This window comes from Bacillus sp. PS95 (assembly GCF_037963565.1).
Lineage (GTDB): Bacteria > Bacillota > Bacilli > Bacillales > Bacillaceae > Bacillus > Bacillus subtilis.
The window spans coordinates 776,215-794,357 of sequence record NZ_CP150160.1; the positions used below are offsets into that span (position 1 = coordinate 776,215).

18 protein-coding genes and 1 pseudogene are annotated in these 18,143 nt (G+C 46.6%); 11 read left to right on the top strand and 8 right to left on the bottom strand.

Annotation, left to right across the window (positions count from 1 at the left end; genetic code table 11):
* Nucleotides 1-48 precede the first annotated feature (48 nt).
* Nucleotides 49-471 (top strand): MerR family transcriptional regulator, encoded by a 423-nt coding sequence (locus tag NSQ12_RS04015; protein ID WP_014479143.1) that lies wholly within the window; start codon nt 49-51, stop codon nt 469-471.
* A gap of 65 nt (nt 472-536) precedes the next feature.
* Complete coding sequence (locus NSQ12_RS04020) at nt 537-1,727, top strand: MFS transporter (RefSeq protein WP_003233759.1); 1,191 nt, start codon at nt 537-539, stop codon at nt 1,725-1,727.
* On the opposite strand, the pseudogene NSQ12_RS04025 reads toward NSQ12_RS04020, so the two are convergent.
* Nucleotides 1,711-1,909: pseudogene (locus NSQ12_RS04025) on the bottom strand (hypothetical protein); the annotation flags it as partial. The gene NSQ12_RS04020 and the pseudogene NSQ12_RS04025 sit on opposite strands and share 17 nt — an antisense overlap.
* A gap of 113 nt (nt 1,910-2,022) precedes the next feature.
* On the opposite strand from NSQ12_RS04025, the gene NSQ12_RS04030 reads away from it, so the two are divergent.
* A complete protein-coding gene (locus tag NSQ12_RS04030) occupies nt 2,023-2,178 on the top strand; it encodes a hypothetical protein (protein ID WP_080479521.1) in 156 nt (51 codons plus the stop codon).
* A 119-nt stretch (nt 2,179-2,297) separates the two neighbouring features.
* Here NSQ12_RS04030 and NSQ12_RS04035 read toward each other — a convergent pair whose 3' ends face one another.
* On the bottom strand, nt 2,298-3,854 hold the full coding sequence (locus NSQ12_RS04035; RefSeq protein ID WP_003233752.1) for an ABC-F family ATP-binding cassette domain-containing protein: 1,557 nt from the start codon (nt 3,852-3,854) through the stop codon (nt 2,298-2,300).
* Between the two features lie 172 nt (nt 3,855-4,026).
* Between NSQ12_RS04035 and NSQ12_RS04040 the strand changes: the two genes are divergently transcribed.
* Nucleotides 4,027-5,157: a DEAD/DEAH box helicase gene (locus NSQ12_RS04040; protein WP_003233750.1), complete on the top strand. Its 1,131-nt coding sequence runs from the start codon at nt 4,027-4,029 to the stop codon at nt 5,155-5,157.
* A gap of 68 nt (nt 5,158-5,225) precedes the next feature.
* Complete coding sequence (locus NSQ12_RS04045; RefSeq protein WP_160243281.1) at nt 5,226-5,672, top strand: GNAT family N-acetyltransferase; 447 nt, start codon at nt 5,226-5,228, stop codon at nt 5,670-5,672.
* Between the two features lie 62 nt (nt 5,673-5,734).
* Here the strand turns inward: NSQ12_RS04045 and NSQ12_RS04050 are convergent, their stop codons facing one another.
* The 6 genes from NSQ12_RS04050 to NSQ12_RS04075 all read right to left on the bottom strand — a co-directional run bounded on the left by NSQ12_RS04050 (nt 5,735) and on the right by NSQ12_RS04075 (nt 11,160).
* A complete protein-coding gene (locus tag NSQ12_RS04050; protein WP_339175973.1) occupies nt 5,735-6,745 on the bottom strand; it encodes an NADP-dependent oxidoreductase in 1,011 nt (336 codons plus the stop codon).
* Between the two features lie 104 nt (nt 6,746-6,849).
* Nucleotides 6,850-7,650 carry a Fe(3+)-citrate ABC transporter ATP-binding protein YfmF gene (gene yfmF, locus NSQ12_RS04055; protein WP_003233737.1) on the bottom strand — a complete coding sequence of 267 codons (801 nt, stop codon included), beginning with the start codon at nt 7,648-7,650 and terminating at the stop codon, nt 6,850-6,852.
* Nucleotides 7,651-7,662: 12 nt separating this feature from the next.
* Nucleotides 7,663-8,664, bottom strand: a complete 1,002-nt coding sequence (yfmE, locus tag NSQ12_RS04060) for a Fe(3+)-citrate ABC transporter permease YfmE (protein ID WP_003243506.1) — start codon at nt 8,662-8,664, stop codon at nt 7,663-7,665.
* Entirely contained in the window at nt 8,661-9,662 is a 1,002-nt protein-coding gene (fecD, locus tag NSQ12_RS04065) for a Fe(3+) dicitrate ABC transporter permease FecD (RefSeq protein ID WP_015482945.1), read from the bottom strand. The genes yfmE and fecD overlap by 4 nt, the downstream gene beginning before the upstream one ends.
* Nucleotides 9,663-9,734: 72 nt before the next feature.
* Nucleotides 9,735-10,682 (bottom strand): Fe(3+)-citrate ABC transporter substrate-binding protein YfmC, encoded by a 948-nt coding sequence (gene yfmC, locus NSQ12_RS04070; protein ID WP_339175975.1) that lies wholly within the window; start codon nt 10,680-10,682, stop codon nt 9,735-9,737.
* A gap of 109 nt (nt 10,683-10,791) precedes the next feature.
* Nucleotides 10,792-11,160 (bottom strand): YfmB family protein, encoded by a 369-nt coding sequence (locus tag NSQ12_RS04075; RefSeq protein ID WP_003233730.1) that lies wholly within the window; start codon nt 11,158-11,160, stop codon nt 10,792-10,794.
* A 243-nt stretch (nt 11,161-11,403) separates the two neighbouring features.
* Here NSQ12_RS04075 and NSQ12_RS04080 point away from each other — a divergent pair, with 243 nt between their 5' ends.
* From NSQ12_RS04080 to NSQ12_RS04105, 6 genes are all read left to right on the top strand, one after another.
* A complete protein-coding gene (locus tag NSQ12_RS04080; protein ID WP_003233729.1) occupies nt 11,404-11,751 on the top strand; it encodes a general stress protein in 348 nt (115 codons plus the stop codon).
* Between the two features lie 190 nt (nt 11,752-11,941).
* Entirely contained in the window at nt 11,942-13,204 is a 1,263-nt protein-coding gene (locus NSQ12_RS04085) for a pectate lyase (RefSeq protein ID WP_339175977.1), read from the top strand.
* Nucleotides 13,205-13,330: 126 nt separating this feature from the next.
* Complete coding sequence (locus NSQ12_RS04090; protein WP_003233725.1) at nt 13,331-14,767, top strand: anion permease; 1,437 nt, start codon at nt 13,331-13,333, stop codon at nt 14,765-14,767.
* 127 nt (nt 14,768-14,894) lie between these two features.
* Nucleotides 14,895-16,523, top strand: a complete 1,629-nt coding sequence (yflR, locus tag NSQ12_RS04095; RefSeq protein WP_339175979.1) for a two-component sensor histidine kinase CitS — start codon at nt 14,895-14,897, stop codon at nt 16,521-16,523.
* Nucleotides 16,495-17,175, top strand: a complete 681-nt coding sequence (gene citT / locus NSQ12_RS04100) for a two-component response regulator CitT (RefSeq protein WP_003242754.1) — start codon at nt 16,495-16,497, stop codon at nt 17,173-17,175. The genes yflR and citT overlap by 29 nt, the downstream gene beginning before the upstream one ends.
* A 2-nt stretch (nt 17,176-17,177) precedes the next feature.
* The gene (locus tag NSQ12_RS04105) at nt 17,178-18,137 is read left to right on the top strand and encodes a tripartite tricarboxylate transporter substrate binding protein (RefSeq protein WP_339175981.1); all 960 of its coding nucleotides are present in this window, start codon (nt 17,178-17,180) and stop codon (nt 18,135-18,137) included.
* The last annotated feature ends 6 nt before the right edge of the window (nt 18,138-18,143 follow it).

The window sequence follows — 18,143 nt, forward strand, 5'->3', positions numbered from 1 at the left end:
GTTCAAAAGGTGTATAATGGTAACAGAAACGGCGAAGGGGGATTTACCTTGGAATGGATGAAGATTGATCAAGTGGCCAAAAGAAGCGGACTGACAAAGCGGACCATCCGGTTTTATGAAGAAATCGGCTTGATTCCGGCGCCGAAACGGACAGACGGCGGCGTAAGGCTTTATTCAGAGGATGATATGGAGGAGCTTGAGAAAGTCATCAGCACAAAAGAGGTGCTCGGTTTTTCCCTTCAGGAGCTTCAGCATTTCATGGAAACCAGCCGCCAGCTAGAGTTAAACAAAGAGGGGTATTTGTTGTCACTGGATCCTAAGGAACGGAAAGAAAAACTGGAGGAAATTCAGGAAACCCTGAATCACCAGCTGAGTTTGATTGATGAGAAAATCCGCACATTCCAAAGCTTTAAAGAACGCCTGCAAGGCATGAAAGGCAAAGCGGAACGCGCCATTCAATCAATCGAATGAAAAGTTTGTTAAACGCTATTTTTGTAGCGTTTCTTTTAATGGAATAAAGATGGAGGTTAGGTCAAATGGATAAGACAACACAAGTGAATCAGAAAACGGGTTTGCTCAGCCAGCCAAAAGCGGTATGGGCTGTCGCGTTTGCCTGTGTGATTTCTTTTATGGGAATCGGGCTGGTCGATCCAATTCTTCCGGCCATTGCCGCACAATTGCATGCTTCACCTAGTGAAGTATCACTCTTGTTTACAAGTTATTTGCTTGTAACCGGATTTATGATGTTTTTCTCAGGAGCCATTTCCAGCCGCATCGGCGCGAAATGGACATTAATTCTCGGACTTATTTTTATTATTGTGTTTGCGGGGCTTGGCGGCAGCTCAAGCTCAATCGCTCAGTTAGTCGGCTATCGCGGCGGCTGGGGATTAGGGAATGCGTTGTTTATTTCAACAGCGCTTGCGGTCATCGTTGGCGTGTCAGTCGGCGGCAGCGCCCAAGCGATTATTTTGTATGAGGCCGCGCTCGGTCTCGGGATTTCTGTCGGGCCGCTTGCAGGCGGAGAGCTCGGAAGCATTTCATGGCGCGCACCGTTTTTTGGAGTATCTGTCCTGATGTTTATTGCGTTAATCGCGATTTCTTTCATGCTTCCGAAGCTGCCGAAACCGGCGAAACGCGTCGGTGTGTTTGATGCGATGAAGGCACTCAAATATAAAGGCCTGCTGACAATGGCGGTATCGGCATTCCTATACAACTTTGGATTTTTTATTTTGCTAGCTTATTCTCCGTTCGTACTGGATTTAGATGAACACGGTCTTGGATATGTCTTCTTCGGCTGGGGCCTTCTGCTGGCGATTACGTCAGTCTTTACGGCGCCGCTCGTGCACAAAGCGCTGGGCACAGTGCGTTCGCTCGTCGTTCTCTTTATCGCCTTTGCGGCCATTCTCGTTATTATGGGGATCTGGACAGACCATCAGACTTTGATTATTACATGTATCGTTGTCGCTGGTGCTGTCCTCGGTATGGTGAATACGATCATGACAACCGCTGTGATGGGTTCTGCGCCGGTTGAACGTTCAATCGCGTCTTCAGCCTACAGCTCAGTCCGCTTCATCGGCGGCGCGCTCGCCCCGTGGATTGCAGGAATGCTGTCAGAACACTTTACTGCAAGCACACCATATACAGTAGGCGGAATCGTCGTTTTTGTCGGCATGCTTGTCCTTCTCATGGGACGTAAACATCTTGCTGGAATTAAGGCGGGGCATTAATAACGAAAGACACTGCACAGATGCAGTGTCTTTTTTTAATCGTGGAATTTCCCATTACTACCGTATTATAGTAATTTCCGTCAGAAAGCAATTTCTCCTTTTTTAAGATTCCTTCTGCTTCAAATCCTTTCGTTTGTTTCCAGGACATTCAGTGAGATTTTTTTAATTGCGTTGGCATCCGCTTCGGTCAGGCATTGATGCGGCTGGGATTTATCTTGCAGAAGCTGAGAATGTGTCCGTTCATTTACGATTGCCATTTCAAGTGATGGTTCATGCTGTAGAGGGGACGTTTGCCATGGATAAGGCAAAACCTGACGAATATGATCATAAATGTTTAGAAACGCTCTATCAATACATACACAGCGTCATGAAAAACAGCTTTTCTCGGTCGAGTGGTTTACCGCTTGGGAAGATGAGGAGGATTTTGAGCTGTCTGCCAAAAGAGAGCTGACACTTGATGAATTCACATCTCCATTGCAGCTCATTTTAAAAGACAGAGAGCTTTTGAGAATCGTTCAGAAAAAATGGCAGTAAAAAACCCGCCCTTTAGCAGGCGGGTTTTTTTATAAATTAAAGCACTTTCGTCGTCCAAGACTCGCAGTTCCACGTTTCTGTCGCAATATCCATATAAAAGTCTGGCTCGTGGGAAATGAGCAGAATGGAGCCTTTATATTCTTTCAGGGCGCGCTTGAGCTCTTCCTTGGCATCGGCATCCAAGTGGTTTGTCGGCTCATCGAGCACCAGCAGGTTTGTTTCTGAGTTGATTAGCTTGCACAATCTGACTTTCGCTTTTTCGCCTCCGCTTAATACGGAGACGCGGCTTTCGATATGCTTTGTCGTCAGCCCGCATTTTGCCAGAGCGGCACGGATTTCATACTGCGTATAAGAAGGGAATTCGCTCCATACTTCTTCGATGCACGTATTGTTGTTTGTTTCCTTGACCTCTTGCTCGAAATAGCCGGTATAGATGTGCTCACCGCGTTCAACAGAGCCTTCGAGCGGCTGGATTTCACCAAGCAAACTTTTCAGCAATGTCGTTTTTCCGATCCCATTCGCGCCGTAAAGGGCGATTTTTTGGCCGCGCTCCATGCGGAGGTTGAGCGGACGGGACAGCGGGGAATCGTAACCGATCACGAGATCCTTCGTTTCAAAAATCAGCTTGCCTGACGTTCTCGCCGGCTTAAAGTGGAATTCCGGCTTTGGCTTTTCTGCCGCAAGCTCGATCATATCCATCTTATCGAGTTTCTTTTGGCGGGACATCGCCATGTTTCTCGTGCTGACACGCGCTTTGTTGCGGGCGACGAAATCCTTCAGCTCCGCGACTTCCTGCTGCTGCTTTTTGTAGGCCGCTTCAAGCTGCTGTTTTTTCACCTCGTAGACTTCCATAAACTGATGGTAGTCGCCGACATAACGTGTCAGCTCTTGATTTTCAACGTGATAAATCAGGTTGATGACACTATTCAAGAACGGAATATCGTGGGAAATCAGGATGAACGCGTTCTCGTATTCCTGCAGGTAGCGTTTCAGCCATTCAATATGCTGTTCATCAAGATAGTTGGTCGGCTCATCGAGAAGCAGAATTTCCGGCTTTTCAAGGAGAAGCTTAGCGAGAAGGACCTTTGTGCGCTGTCCGCCGCTCAAATCGGTGACATCTCGCTCTAAACCGATATCGCTCAAACCGAGACCGCGGGCGATTTCTTCCACCTTGGAATCAATGACATAAAAATCATTGTTTGTCAGCGCGTCTTGAATGACGCCGACTTCTTCAAGCAGCTTCTCGAGCTCGTCGGGATCAGCCTCGCCCATTTTGTTGTAAATCTCGTTCATTTCCTCTTCCATCGCAAATAAATAATGGAATGCGTCTTTCAGGACGTCGCGAATGGATTTTCCTTTTTCCAGCACGGTATGCTGATCAAGGTATCCGACACGGACATTTTTTGACCATTCGACTTTTCCCTCATCAGGTTCAAGCTTTCCGGTAATAATATTCATGAAGGTTGATTTTCCTTCACCGTTTGCGCCGATCAAGCCGACGTGCTCGCCTTTTAACAGGCGGAAGGAAACGTTATTAAAAATGGCCCGGTCCCCGAAACCGTGGCTTAAATCCTTTACAGATAAAATACTCATGTTTACACCTCTATCGTTATCAAACACGCACAATCGGCGTGTAATATTCACCCTTTTGATTATAAAGGAGGATTCGGAATGTTGAAAGGTATAGGAAAGAAAAAGAAAAATTGCGTTCCGGGCGAGGTTTTGAGATACTATGGAATAGATTTCAGGAATTGAGGAGAACAAAATGACGCAAACTTGGCCATTTTTACATAATGCACAATCATTTATACAAGAGAATTGGAATGCTTCCGGCTTTCAAAAGCCAACCCCTGTTCAGGAGCAGGCAGCCCAGCTGATCATGGACGGAAAGGATGTCATTGCAGAATCGCCGACAGGCACAGGGAAGACGCTGGCGTATGCGCTGCCGGTCTTGGAGCGGATCAAACCAGAGCAAAAGCATCCGCAGGCGGTGATTTTAGCGCCTTCCCGTGAGCTGGTCATGCAGATTTTTCAGGTGATTCAGGATTGGAAAGCGGGCTCAGAGCTGCGCGCGGCTTCCTTAATCGGCGGGGCGAATGTGAAGAAACAGGTCGAAAAGCTGAAGAAACATCCGCATATCATCGTCGGCACGCCAGGCAGGGTGTTTGAACTGATTAAAGCGAAGAAACTCAAAATGCATGAAGTGAAAACGATCGTGCTTGATGAAACGGATCAGCTCGTCCTGCCGGAGCATCGCGAAACGATGAAGCAAATCATTAAAACAACATTAAGAGACCGCCAGCTTCTATGTTTTTCTGCCACGCTCAAAAAGGAAACAGAGGACGTGCTCCGCGAATTGGCGCAAGAGCCTGAGGTGTTGAAGGTGCAGCGAAGCAAGGCGGAGGCAGGGAAAGTGAAGCATCAATACCTGATTTGCGACCAGCGCGACAAAGTGAAGCTGCTGCAAAAGCTGTCAAGGCTTGAAGGCATGCAGGCACTCGTATTTGTGAGAGACATTGGCAACCTGAGTGTATATGCGGAAAAACTGGCATATCACCACGTTGAACTCGGCGTTTTGCACAGTGAAGCGAAAAAAATGGAGCGAGCGAAAATCATTGCCACATTCGAAGACGGAGAGTTTCCTCTTTTATTGGCGACTGACATTGCCGCACGCGGTTTAGACATTGAAAACCTGCCATACGTGATTCATGCTGATATTCCTGATGAAGATGGCTATGTCCACAGATCAGGACGAACAGGCCGGGCCGGAAAAGAAGGCAACGTGCTGAGTCTTGTGACGAAATTGGAGGAATCAAAGCTGAAAAAAATGGCGAAGAAGCTTGGTGTTGAACTGAGTGAAGCTGTGTATGCAGGCGGAAAACTGAAGACGAAATAAAAAGAAGGGCGAAAAGCCCTTTTTTTGTTGTAAAATAATAGAAAAAGATTTTGCGCGGAGGTGGGAAAATGGCTTCAATAGACAGGTTTCAAGTAATGCAGGAGCCAGAGCTGAAAATCCTTGAACACTGGTTTGAGAATGAGGATACCAGACGGAGAATGGATGGGATGCTGCCATTAGATGAGTGGTATGCACGAGTAAATAAAGATAAACACGATACTGTCATCATGGCGTATGATGGACAGCTGCCGGCAGGGATGGTCGTTATTGAGTTCGGGGAGAAGCGGACATATATTGGATTGATCGTCAATCCTTTGTACCGGCTTCAAGGGTACGGAAAACGGATATTGCAAAAGCTGATGACCGAACCTGATTTTACTAGCGTGCGGGAATGGGTGGCATGCATTGAAGAAGACAATCGAATCAGTTTAGCTTGCTTTCAAGCAGCAGGATTCACTTTGGAAGATACGGAACCTGATGAAGATGGTTTTCTTACGCTGATTCTTCGCAGCTGATCTCATCGAAACACAAAAGGAGGGCAAAAAGCCCTCCCGTTTTCATCTTCATTCAGCTCGGATCACTTGACCTTGATCAGCTGTTTCCCTTTATTTTCTCCCTTAAATAAACCGAGAAACGCGTCAGGAATGTTTTCGAAGCCTTCTGTGATGGTTTCCTCGTAATGGAGTTTACCAGCCTTCAGCCATTCGGCCAGCTGTTTTGCTCCCTCAGAAAAACGATCGGAGTAGTCGCTTACGATAAAGCCTTGCATCAGCGACTTCGTTTTAATGAGTTTTGATTGGACACGAGGACCCATGTCATCTGCTTCGCTTTCTGCGTTATAGGAAGAAATGGCGCCGCACACCGGAATGCGGGCAAATTCATTGAGCAGATTCATCACCGCGTCTGAAATCGGTCCGCCGACATTGTCAAAATACACATCGACACCGTCAGGACAAGCGTTTTGAAGCGCTTTTTGGATATCATCCGCTGTTTTGTAATTGATGGCTTCGTCAAACTGAAGCTCCTGTTTTAAATAGTCGATTTTTTCATCAGAACCCGCGATACCGACAACTCGCGCGCCTTTGATTTTGGCAATTTGCCCGACTGTTGAACCGACGGCTCCGGCAGCTCCGGAGACAACCACGGTTTCGCCTTCCTTCGGGCGTCCGATGTCCAGCAATCCGAAGTATGCTGTTAAGCCGGTCATTCCCAAAATGCCGAGATAGGCCGAAGCGGGAGCAAGGCTTGTATCAATTTTTCGCAAGGCAGACTCGCTCACAGCGGAAAATTCCTGCCAGCTGAGATTTCCGATGACGATATCGCCTTTTTTCAGATGATTCCCGTCAGACACAACTTCACCGATAACCCCGCCAGAAAGCGCTTCATCCAAGGCGAACGGCTTAACATATGACTTCGTATCCTGCATACGGCCGCGCATATAGGGGTCAACCGAAACATAAAGCGTTTTGACAAGCACTTCCCCTTGCTGGGGTTCAGGAACCGGAATGGTTTCAAAGCGAAAGTCTTCATGAACAGGAATACCTTGTGGACGTCTTGCTAATTGAATTTGCTGCTGAGATGCTGTCATTTTCATCCTCCTATCACTTGGTTGACACCACTGTAACATGGACAGGAGAGGAAATACAAAAGGTAAGCTGGCATACAAAAAAGGAGAGGGGGCTCCTCTCCTTTTCATTTCGCCCGTAATTTCGGGCACAGTCCCGTCGGCAGGCACATTGGCTTCTGGTCGATCGGGCTTCTCATGATGCAGCATTCCAAGCCGAAGACTTCACGGAAAAATGGCTGGGTGAACACATCTTCCGGTGTTCCGGCATTGTAGATTTTTCCGTCCAGCACACTGATCAGATAGTCAGCATATTGAGCGGCTTGGTTTAAATCATGGAGCACCATGACAACGGTGCGGCCATGGTCGCGGTTCAGCTTTTTCAGCAGTTCAAGCACTTCAATCTGGTGTGAGATGTCTAAATACGTGGTCGGCTCATCAAGCAAAAGCAAATCAGTGCCTTGCGCAAGTGCCATGGAAATCCAGGCTCTTTGTCTTTGGCCGCCTGAGAGGGCATCAAGTGTCCGATCCTTCAGTTCAATCATGCCCGTTGCTTCCAGTGCCCACTCTACCATATCATGATCCTCTTGGGTATGCTTGGATAACAGCTTTTTGTGAGGATGTCTGCCAAAATAGCATAATTCCTCTACCGTCAATCCTTCAGGAGCCTGAGGAGATTGTGGAAGAATGGCCAGTTTTTTTGCGACTTCTTTTGATGGCTGGCGGTGGATGTCTTTTCCTTCTAGTAGCACTGTACCGCTTTTCGGGGCCATCAGCCTGGCGAGCGATTTGAGGATTGTTGATTTACCGCAGCCATTAGCGCCGATGAGCGCAGTGATTTTTCCTTCTTCTATCTTTAAGTCGACTCCGTCAATAATCACTGTACTGTCATATGAAAGAGTGAGCTGGTCTGCAGCCAGTTTTCCCATGGTATCCTCTCCCTACTGTTTCCTCGCTTCGAATTTCAATAAATATAAGAAATAAGGCGCGCCGATCACGGCTGTCAGTATTCCGGCAGGTATTTCAACCGGAGGCATGATGCCGCGCCCTAACGTATCTGCAATTAATAATATAATAGCACCAATCAATGCCGATGCAGGCAGTAAATATTTAGCTTTTTCTCCGGTAAGCCGTCTGGCGATATGCGGAGCAAGCAAGCCGATAAAACCGATTGAGCCGACGACGGCTACACAGCTTCCCGCCAGCGCCACCGCGGTGAAAATCAGGATGAATCTCAGCCGGTTTGCGTTTTCTCCGAGACCCTGTGCAAGCTCATCCCCGAGTGACATAAGATCCAGCTTCGGTATGAGTATGCAGACGATCGGAAAAAGAATCAAAAGCCATGGCGCAAGCAGCTTGACTTCTTCCCAGTTTCTTCCCCAAAGGCTTCCTGTCAGCCAAATGAGTGCAGCATTCACGTCGCCCGGAAACTTGACCATCATATATTGCATTCCGGCGTGGCAGACCGCGCCTAAAGCAATGCCTGATAAAGCCAGTGAAGAGGGCTGAATGCTCTTTTTTCGGGCTATCATTAATAATAGTACAGCAATAATGGCGGCTCCGGCAAATGCGGAGAACGGAAGCACGTATACCGGCGACTCAGGAAAGATGAGAATCACAGCCATCGCTGCAAGTCCGGAGCCTTTTGAAATGCCGACAACGTCCGGGGAAGCGAGCGGATTTCGGATCACACCCTGTAAAATCGCTCCGGCAGCGGCAAGCCCAGCACCGGCCAAAATCGCTAATATAATGCGGGGCAGACGATATTGCTGGATGATAAATTCAAAGGAATGATCCAGTCCCAGCAGATTCGTCACTACCGCATCAGGTGAAATGTATAATGCACCGATTCCAATGCTGATGACGGACAGAACGATTAAAATCACGGCCAATATGAGTATCGCCAGCAAGGGGCGTTTTTGTTTTCTGGTTGTTTTCTTCATTTCAGATGCCGCCCTTTCCTTGCCAAATATAAGAAAAACGGCGTTCCGATAATCGCGGTGACAATGCCGACCGGTGATTCATAAGGAAATGCAATCCATCTGGCCAGAACATCTGCGTACACCAGCAAAATGGCACCGAACAGTGCCGAAAACGGAAGCACGTATTGATAATGTTCTCCGATCAGCTTGCGGACAATATGCGGGACGAGCAGCCCGACAAAGCCAATCGGCCCGGCGACGGCTACGGAAGCGCCGGAAAGGATTAAAATAATCAAACTGATCAGAATCCTGATGCCGTTCATATTTTGTCCAAGCCCTTTTGCTGTTTCGTCTCCGAGACCGAGAACAGAAACAGAACCGGAAAATACGAGGGCAAGCCCGATGCCAATGACAGAAAAAGGAGCGATGGTTATGACGTCCTGCCAGTTGCTGCCGTCGATTGCGCCTGTCATCCAGTACAGAACATCCTCACCTGACTCATTTAAAATAATGATGGCCTGTGTCATAGAGGAGAGGAACAAGTGCACGGCCATTCCTGACAGCGCCAGCTTGACAGGTGTCATTCCGCCGGATGAGGCAATCATATACACAATCGCGCCGCCTGCTGCCGCACCCGCAAAAGCGAATATAACAGATGAATAGGGCGATGCCGGCAGAATGACGAGAGAAGCAACGACAAAAAGCGATGCACCCGCATTCACACCGAAAATTTGGGGTGAAGCCAGAGGGTTTCTGGTCATAGCCTGCATCAGCGCCCCTGCTACAGCTAGGCTGGCGCCGACAAAAACGCCGATTAATGTGCGGGGAAGGCGAAGAGTAGAGATGATGAGCTGTTCCTTTGAACCGTCCCATACAAAAAGATATTTCAATGAATCTATGATGCCGATGTCTGAGGCTCCTACTGAAAGATTCAGCCCAAGCCCAAATATAAAAATAATCAGTGCAATGATAAACATCATCAGTCTTGATGATGAGCGCCGTTTGGCTGAATGATACAACAGTCTCACTTCCTTACTGCGTCTGGTTGCAAAAACGAAGAAGCAAGGATTTCCCCTCGCTTCTCATTTGTCCTATTTATTATACACTTTTTTAAGCACATCTTTGGCGCTTGTTTCACTAGACTTGATGCCTCTGAATCTTGTCCAAGTGTCACGGTCCGCATCATAGACTTGTCCATTTTTCACCGCTTTGAGATTTTTCCAGAGCGGGTTCGTTTTCCACTCATCTACAATGGTTTTGCCTTCGTTGGCTGAGATGAACAAAATATCAGGATCGATTTTGCTCAATTGCTCGAGGCTGACCTCTTGATAGGCGTTATCTGACTTCACAGCGTGTGTAAAGCCTAGCATTATAAAGATTTCTCCGTCATAGGATGATGATGTATGAAGCTGGAAGGAATCCGCTCTTGCAACGCCGAGAACGATGTTGCGGTTTTCATCTTTCGGAAGTTCGGCTTTTAGATCGTTGATGACTTTTTTGTGCTCGGCAAGCTTTTCTTTTCCTTCATCTTCTTTATTTAATGCTTTAGCAATGGTCGTAAAGCTGTCGATCGTTTCGTCATATGTCGCTTCACGGCTTTTTAATTCAATCGTCGGGGCGATTTTTTTCAGCTGTTTATAAATGTTTTTATGGCGCTCAGCGTCAGCGATGATTAAATCAGGCTTCAAGGAACTGATGACCTCAAGATTGGGTTCGCTGCGTGTGCCTACAGATGTGTAATCAATGGAGCTGCCGACAAGCTTTTTAATCATATCTTTTTTGTTGTCATCGGCGATGCCCACCGGCGTAATGCCGAGATTGTGAACGGCATCCAAGAATGAAAGCTCAAGCACAACCACCCGCTTAGGTGTGCCGCTTACTGTCGTTTTTCCTTCTTCGTCATGGATCACTCTGGAATCCTTAGACTTGCTTTCGCCGCTTCCGTTGTTATTCTGGCTTGATGAACAGCCGGATATAATGAGGCAGGCGAGCAATAAAACACTCATGATGGCAATCAACTTGTTAGAATAGGTGCGCATGTCATTCTTCCTTTTTTCAGATTTAGTAATGAGAATCATTATCACATGTAACACTATAATAGCATGGCTTATCATGTCAATATTTTTTTAGTAAAGAAAGCTGCGTTTTTTACTGCTTTCTCATGAAAGCATCATCAGACACAAATAAGTGGTATGCAGCGTTACCGTGTCTTCGAGACAAAAACGCATGGGCGTTGGCTTTAGAGGTTTCGAACATATCAGCAGTGACATAAGGAAGGAGAGTGCTGAGATAACCGGACAATTTCTTTTCTATTTCATCTGTTAGTGCAAATTCAATGTCGCCGATATTCATGATAATCGAGAAAACAAAGTCGATATCGATATGAAAATGTTCCTCGGCAAAAACCGCAAGCTCGTGAATTCCTGGTGAACATCCGGCACGCTTATGGAAAATCTGTTTGACTAAATCACTCACAATCCAAGCATTGTATTGCTGTTCTGGTGAAAAATATTGCATTAGACATACCTCCTGCTCGTACGGAATAAAGGCAGCATTTCATGGTCGTGTGCTCCGTGCAGCGGCTTCTCTTTAATTTTGACTTTTCTGAAAATGGTCCTGTTCCTATCACTTTACCATGGACGGAAAATAAATAGCTACTACCATTCTTCCTGTTTTTCTATTCAATGTTCTGGAATCTGTTTCAGGTACAGACGATCGGGTATGAAAGAAATATAGAAAACATGAAGGAGGAATATCGACATGAAACCAGTTGTAAAAGAGTATACAAATGACGAACAGCTCATGAAGGATGTAGAGGAATTACAGAAAATGGGTGTTGCGAAAGAGGATGTATACGTCTTAGCTCACGACGATGACAGAACGGAACGCCTGGCAGACAACACGAATGCCAATACGATCGGAGCCAAAGAAACAGGTTTCAAGCACGCGGTGGGAAATATCTTCAATAAAAAAGGAGACGAGCTCCGCAATAAAATTCACGAAATCGGTTTTTCTGAAGATGAAGCCGCTCAATTTGAAAAACGCTTAGATGAAGGAAAAGTGCTTCTCTTTGTGACAGATAACGAAAAAGTGAAAGCTTGGGCATAAAGCAAGGAAAAAACCAAAAGGCCAATGTCGGCCTTTTGGTTTTTTTGCGGTCTTTGCGGTGGGATTTTGCAGAATGCCGCAATAGGATAGCGGAACATTTTCGGTTCTGCATGTCCCTCAATTTGCTATTATATTTTTGTGATAAATTGGAATAAAATCTCACAAAATAGAAAATGGGGGTACATAGTGGATGAAAAAAGTGGTGTTAGCTACGGCTCTGTTTTTAGGATTGACTCCAGCTGGCGCGAACGCAGCTGATTTAGGCCACCAGACGTTGGGATCCAATGATGGCTGGGGCGCGTACTCGACCGGCACGACAGGCGGATCAAAAGCATCCTCCTCAAATGTGTATACCGTCAGCAACAGAAACCAGCTTGTCTCGGCATTAGGGAAGGAAACGAACACAACGCCAAAAATCATTTATATCAAGGGAACGATTGACATGAACGTGGATGAAAATCTGAAGCCGCTTGGTCTAAATGACTATAAAGATCCGGAGTATGATTTGGACAAATATTTGAAAGCCTATGATCCTAGCACATGGGGCAAAAAAGAGCCGTCGGGAACACAAGAAGAAGCGAGAGCACGCTCTCAGAAAAACCAAAAAGCACGGGTCATGGTGGATATTCCGGCAAACACGACGATCGTCGGTTCAGGGACTAACGCTAAAGTCGTGGGCGGAAACTTCCAAATCAAGAGTGATAACGTCATTATCCGCAACATTGAATTCCAGGATGCCTATGACTATTTTCCGCAATGGGATCCGACTGACGGAAGCTCAGGGAACTGGAACTCACAATACGACAACATCACGATAAACGGCGGCACACACATCTGGATTGATCACTGTACATTTAATGACGGTTCGCGTCCGGACAGCACATCACCGAAATATTATGGAAGAGAATATCAGCACCATGACGGCCAAACGGATGCTTCCAACGGTGCTAACTATATCACGATGTCCTACAACTATTATCACGATCATGATAAAAGCTCCATTTTCGGATCAAGTGACAGCAAAACCTCCGATGACGGCAAATTAAAAATTACGCTGCATCATAACCGCTATAAAAATATTGTCCAGCGCGCGCCGAGAGTCCGCTTCGGGCAAGTGCACGTATACAACAATTATTATGAAGGAAGCACAAGCTCTTCAAGTTATCCTTTCAGCTATGCATGGGGAATCGGAAAGTCATCTAAAATCTATGCCCAAAACAATGTCATTGACGTACCGGGACTGTCAGCTGCTAAAACGATCAGCGTATTCAGCGGGGGAACGGCTTTATATGACTCCGGCACGTTGCTGAACGGCACACAGATCAACGCATCGGCTGCAAACGGGCTGAGCTCTTCTGTCGGCTGGACGCCGTCTCTGCATGGGGCGATTGATGCTTCTGCTAATGTAAAATCAAATGTTATAAATCAAGCGGGTGCGGGTAAATTAAATTAAGAAAGTGAAAAACACAAAGGGTGCTAACCTTTGTGTTTTTTAATTAATTAAAATGTTTATTAACTTAGTTAAGGAGTAGAATGGGAAAGGGGATCGGAAAACAAGTATATAGGAGGAGACCTATTTATGGCTTCAGAAAAAGACGCAGGAAAACAGTCAGCAGTAAAGCTTGTTCCATTGCTTATTACTGTCGCTGTGGGACTAATCATCTGGTTTATTCCCGCTCCGTCCGGACTTGAACCTAAAGCTTGGCATTTGTTTGCGATTTTTGTCGCAACAATTATCGGCTTTATCTCCAAGCCCTTGCCAATGGGTGCAATTGCAATTTTTGCATTGGCGGTTACTGCACTAACTGGAACACTATCAATTGAGGATACATTAAGCGGATTCGGGAATAAGACCATTTGGCTTATCGTTATCGCATTCTTTATTTCCCGAGGATTTATCAAAACCGGGCTCGGTGCGAGAATTTCGTATGTATTCGTTCAGAAATTCGGGAAAAAAACCCTTGGACTTTCTTATTCACTGCTATTCAGTGATTTAATACTTTCACCTGCTATTCCAAGTAATACGGCGCGTGCAGGAGGCATTATATTTCCTATTATCAGATCATTATCCGAAACATTCGGATCAAGCCCGGCAAATGGAACAGAGAGAAAAATCGGTGCATTCTTATTAAAAACCGGTTTTCAGGGGAATCTGATCACATCTGCTATGTTCCTGACAGCGATGGCGGCGAACCCGCTGATTGCCAAGCTGGCCCATGATGTCGCAGGGGTGGACTTAACATGGACAAGCTGGGCAATTGCCGCGATTGTACCGGGACTTGTAAGCTTAATCATCACGCCGCTTGTGATTTACAAACTGTATCCGCCGGAAATCAAAGAAACACCGGATGCGGCGAAAATCGCAACAGAAAAACTGAAAGAAATGGGACCGTTCAAAAAATCGGAGCTTTCCATGGTTATCGTGTTTCTTTTGGTGCTTGTGCTGTGGATTTTTGGCGGCAGCTTCAACATCGACGCAACCACAACCGCATTGATCGGTTTGGCCGTTCTCTTATTATCACAAGTTCTGACTTGGGATGATATCAAGAAAGAACAGGGCGCTTGGGATACGCTCACTTGGTTTGCGGCGCTTGTCATGCTCGCCAACTTCTTGAATGAATTAGGCATGGTGTCTTGGTTCAGTAATGCCATGAAATCATCCGTATCAGGGTTCTCTTGGATTGTGGCATTCATCATTTTAATTGTTGTGTATTATTACTCTCACTATTTCTTTGCAAGTGCGACAGCCCACATCAGTGCGATGTATTCAGCATTTTTGGCTGTCGTCGTGGCTGCGGGCGCACCGCCGCTTTTAGCAGCGCTGAGCCTCGCGTTCATCAGTAACCTGTTCGGGTCAACGACTCACTACGGTTCTGGAGCGGCTCCGGTCTTCTTCGGAGCAGGCTACATCCCGCAAGGCAAATGGTGGTCCATCGGATTTATCCTGTCGATTGTTCATATCATCGTATGGCTTGTGATCGGCGGATTATGGTGGAAAGTACTAGGAATATGGTAGAAAGAAAAAGGCAGACGCGGTCTGCCTTTTTTTTATTTTCACTCCTTCGCAAGAAAACGGATTTTGAAAAATGAGAAAATTTCCTGTGAAAAATGGTATGATCTAGGTAGAAAGGACGGCTGGTGCTGTGGTGAAAAAGCGGTTCCATTTTTCCCTGCAAACAAAAATAATGGGGCTGATTGCGGCTCTGCTGGTCTTTGTCATTGGTGTGCTGACCATTACGTTAGCCGTTCAGCATACACAGGGAGAACGGAGACAGGCAGAGCAGCTGGCGGTTCAAACGGCGAGAACCATTTCCTATATGCCGCCGGTTAAAGAGCTCATTGAGAGAAAAGACGGACATGCGGCTCAGACGCAAGAGGTCATTGAACAAATGAAAGAACAGACTGGCGCGTTTGCCATTTATGTTTTGGACGAAAAAGGAGACATTCGCAGCGCCTCTAGAAAAAGCGGATTAAAGAAACTGGAGCGCAGCAGAGAAATTTTGTTTGGCGGTTCGCATGTTTCTGAAACAAAAGCGGATGGACGAAGAGTGATCAGAGGGAGCGCGCCGATTATAAAAGAACAGAAGGGATACAGCCAAGTGATCGGCAGCGTATCTGTTGATTTTCTGCAAACGGAGACAGAGCAAAGCATCAAAAAGCATTTGAAAAATTTGAGTGTGATTGCTGTGCTTGTACTGCTGCTCGGATTTATTGGCGCCGCCGTGCTGGCGAAAAGCATCAGAAAGGATACGCTTGGGCTTGAACCGCATGAGATCGCGGCTCTATATCGTGAGAGGAACGCAATGCTTTTCGCGATTCGAGAAGGGATTATTGCCACCAATCGTGAAGGCGTCGTCACCATGATGAACGTATCGGCGGCCGAGATGCTGAAGCTGCCCGAGCCTGTGATCCATCTTCCTATAGATGACGTCATGCCGGGAGCAGGGCTGATGTCTGTGCTTGAAAAAGGAGAAATGCTGCCGAACCAGGAGGTAAGCGTCAACGATCAAGTGTTTATTATCAATACGAAAGTGATGAATCAAGGCGGGCAGGCGTATGGGATTGTCGTCAGCTTCAGGGAGAAAACAGAGCTGAAGAAGCTGATCGACACATTGACAGAGGTTCGCAAATATTCTGAGGATCTCAGGGCGCAGACTCATGAATTTTCAAATAAGCTTTATGCGATTTTAGGGCTGCTTGAACTTGGGGAGTATGATGAAGCCATTGATCTGATAAAAGAGGAATATGCGATACAAAATGAACAGCATGATCTTTTATTCCATAACATCCATTCGCAGCAGGTGCAGGCCATTTTGTTAGGGAAAATAAGCAAGGCATCGGAAAAGAAGGTCAAGCTGGTGATTGATGAGAACAGCTCACTCGCGCCTCTTCCTGCACATATTGGCTTGTCCCATCTTATTACGATTATTGGCAATTTAATTGATAACGCTTTCGAAGCTGTAGCGGAGCAAAGCGTGAAGGAAGTTTTGTTTTTTATCACGGATATGGGCCATGACATTGTCATTGAAGTATCAGACACAGGGCCCGGTGTGCCGCCAGAGAAAATAGAAGCTGTGTTTGAGAGAGGCTATTCTTCAAAGGGGATGAGGAGAGGCTACGGTCTGGCCAATGTGAAAGACTCAGTGCGTGAACTGGGCGGCTGGATCGAACTGGCGAATCAAAAAACTGGCGGGGCGGTATTCACTGTGTTTATACCGAAGGAGAAACAAAGGGGGAATCCATTTGATTCACATCGCGATTGCGGAGGATGATTTTCGAGTTGCGCAAATCCATGAGAGATTGATTAAACAGCTTGATGGATTCAAGATTATCGGCAAGGCGGCTAACGCAAAAGAGACATTGGCGCTTTTGAAGGAACACAAGGCTGATTTGCTTCTGCTGGATATTTATATGCCGGACGAGCTTGGGACCGCATTGATTCCTGATATACGAAGCCGATTTCCTGAAGTGGACATTATGATTATCACAGCGGCAACAGAAACCCGGCATTTGCAGGAAGCGCTAAGGGCAGGAATTGCCCACTATTTGATCAAACCCGTAACGGCTGACAAGTTCAGGCAGGTGCTGCTTCAGTATAAAGAAAAAAGAAAGCTGCTCATGTCTCAGCCGGAGGTCAGCCAATCCATGATCGACCATATTTTTGGGAACGGTGTGAAGACAGCTTTGCCGGCAGAGGATTTGCCGACTGGCATTAATTCGATTACACTGCGAAAAATTAAGGAAGCGCTTCAGACTGCGTCAGAAGGATTGACAGCGGAGGAACTTGGAGAAAAAATGGGGGCGTCACGAACAACTGCCCGCCGTTATGCCGAGTACCTTGTGTCAAAGGAAGAAGCAAGAGCCGAGCTTGAATACGGGATTATCGGCAGGCCGGAGAGAAAATATTATTTGGCGGCGGATTAGATATGAAAAAATCTATAATATTATTGATTTTTCTATTGATCTTTATGCAGAGTGATATCAGGCAGGCGGCTGCGCCGCGCCTGCCGGACGGGCCGATAGAAATTGTCGTCCCCGCCGAACCTTCTGGCGGCTGGGATGTCACAGCGCAGGCGATCCAATCTATTTTGAGGCAGAAGCAGATCGTGAAGGGTGATGTTCATATCGTCTATAAATCCGGCGGCGGGGGAGAGAAAGGCTGGAAATATGTCAACAAAAGCAGCAAACAAACCATCAGCATGACGTCCAGCTTAATATTGAGCAATGATCTTCTCGGGCAAAGCAAATTAAAAATGGCCGATTTTACGCCGCTCGCCATTCTCTCCAAGGAATGGCAGACGGTTGCATTGCCAAAAGGATCAGCGTTAACAAATGGCAAGGATGTGCTGAATGAGATCAACATGCATCCCGGCAAGGTGAGAATCGGCTTTGCCCCGGGGTTTGGCAATGATGATCAGCTCTCGTTCGTCAGAGCGGCAGATATGTACGGCATTGACCCGTTTGACATTCAATTCTCACAGTATGACAGCAGTGAACAGCTCATTCAGGCGCTGATCAGACATGAGATAGAAGCAGCTTCCATGACACTTTCTGAAGCGAAACCATATGAACGAAACGGCGATATCACGTTAGCCGCTGTAACATCTGATAAAAGACTTCCCGGTTTTCCAAATGTACCGACGTGGAAGGAGCAGGGAATCCCGTTTGTTTTTTCTCATTGGAGAGGGATTTTGGGCCCGAAAAATATGTCTGAGGAAGAGATTTCTTACTGGGATCAAGCGCTAAAGAAGGTCACCTCTTCACCTGAATGGAAGCGGAAAATAAACGAACAGGACTGGGAAAGCTTTTATTTAAACAGCAGGGAAACGAAACGGTTTTTAGAAGAGCAATCTGCTTTTTATCAAAGCATCATGACAGGAAATTAAGATCCC

Bases quoted from the DNA above. Each gene is read 5' to 3' on its own strand.
- NSQ12_RS04020 (WP_003233759.1), top strand. From the start codon at position 537: ATGGATAAGACAACACAAGTGAATCAGAAAACGGGTTTGCTCAGCCAG.
- NSQ12_RS04030 (WP_080479521.1), top strand. From the start codon at position 2,023: ATGGATAAGGCAAAACCTGACGAATATGATCATAAATGTTTAGAAACG.
- NSQ12_RS04035 (WP_003233752.1), bottom strand. From the start codon at position 3,854: ATGAGTATTTTATCTGTAAAGGATTTAAGCCACGGTTTCGGGGACCGG.
- NSQ12_RS04040 (WP_003233750.1), top strand. From the start codon at position 4,027: ATGACGCAAACTTGGCCATTTTTACATAATGCACAATCATTTATACAA.
- NSQ12_RS04045 (WP_160243281.1), top strand. From the start codon at position 5,226: ATGGCTTCAATAGACAGGTTTCAAGTAATGCAGGAGCCAGAGCTGAAA.
- NSQ12_RS04050 (WP_339175973.1), bottom strand. From the start codon at position 6,745: ATGACAGCATCTCAGCAGCAAATTCAATTAGCAAGACGTCCACAAGGT.
- yfmF (WP_003233737.1), bottom strand. From the start codon at position 7,650: ATGGGAAAACTGGCTGCAGACCAGCTCACTCTTTCATATGACAGTACA.
- yfmE (WP_003243506.1), bottom strand. From the start codon at position 8,664: ATGAAGAAAACAACCAGAAAACAAAAACGCCCCTTGCTGGCGATACTC.
- yfmC (WP_339175975.1), bottom strand. From the start codon at position 10,682: ATGCGCACCTATTCTAACAAGTTGATTGCCATCATGAGTGTTTTATTG.
- NSQ12_RS04075 (WP_003233730.1), bottom strand. From the start codon at position 11,160: ATGCAATATTTTTCACCAGAACAGCAATACAATGCTTGGATTGTGAGT.
- NSQ12_RS04080 (WP_003233729.1), top strand. From the start codon at position 11,404: ATGAAACCAGTTGTAAAAGAGTATACAAATGACGAACAGCTCATGAAG.
- NSQ12_RS04085 (WP_339175977.1), top strand. From the start codon at position 11,942: ATGAAAAAAGTGGTGTTAGCTACGGCTCTGTTTTTAGGATTGACTCCA.
- NSQ12_RS04090 (WP_003233725.1), top strand. From the start codon at position 13,331: ATGGCTTCAGAAAAAGACGCAGGAAAACAGTCAGCAGTAAAGCTTGTT.
- NSQ12_RS04105 (WP_339175981.1), top strand. From the start codon at position 17,178: ATGAAAAAATCTATAATATTATTGATTTTTCTATTGATCTTTATGCAG.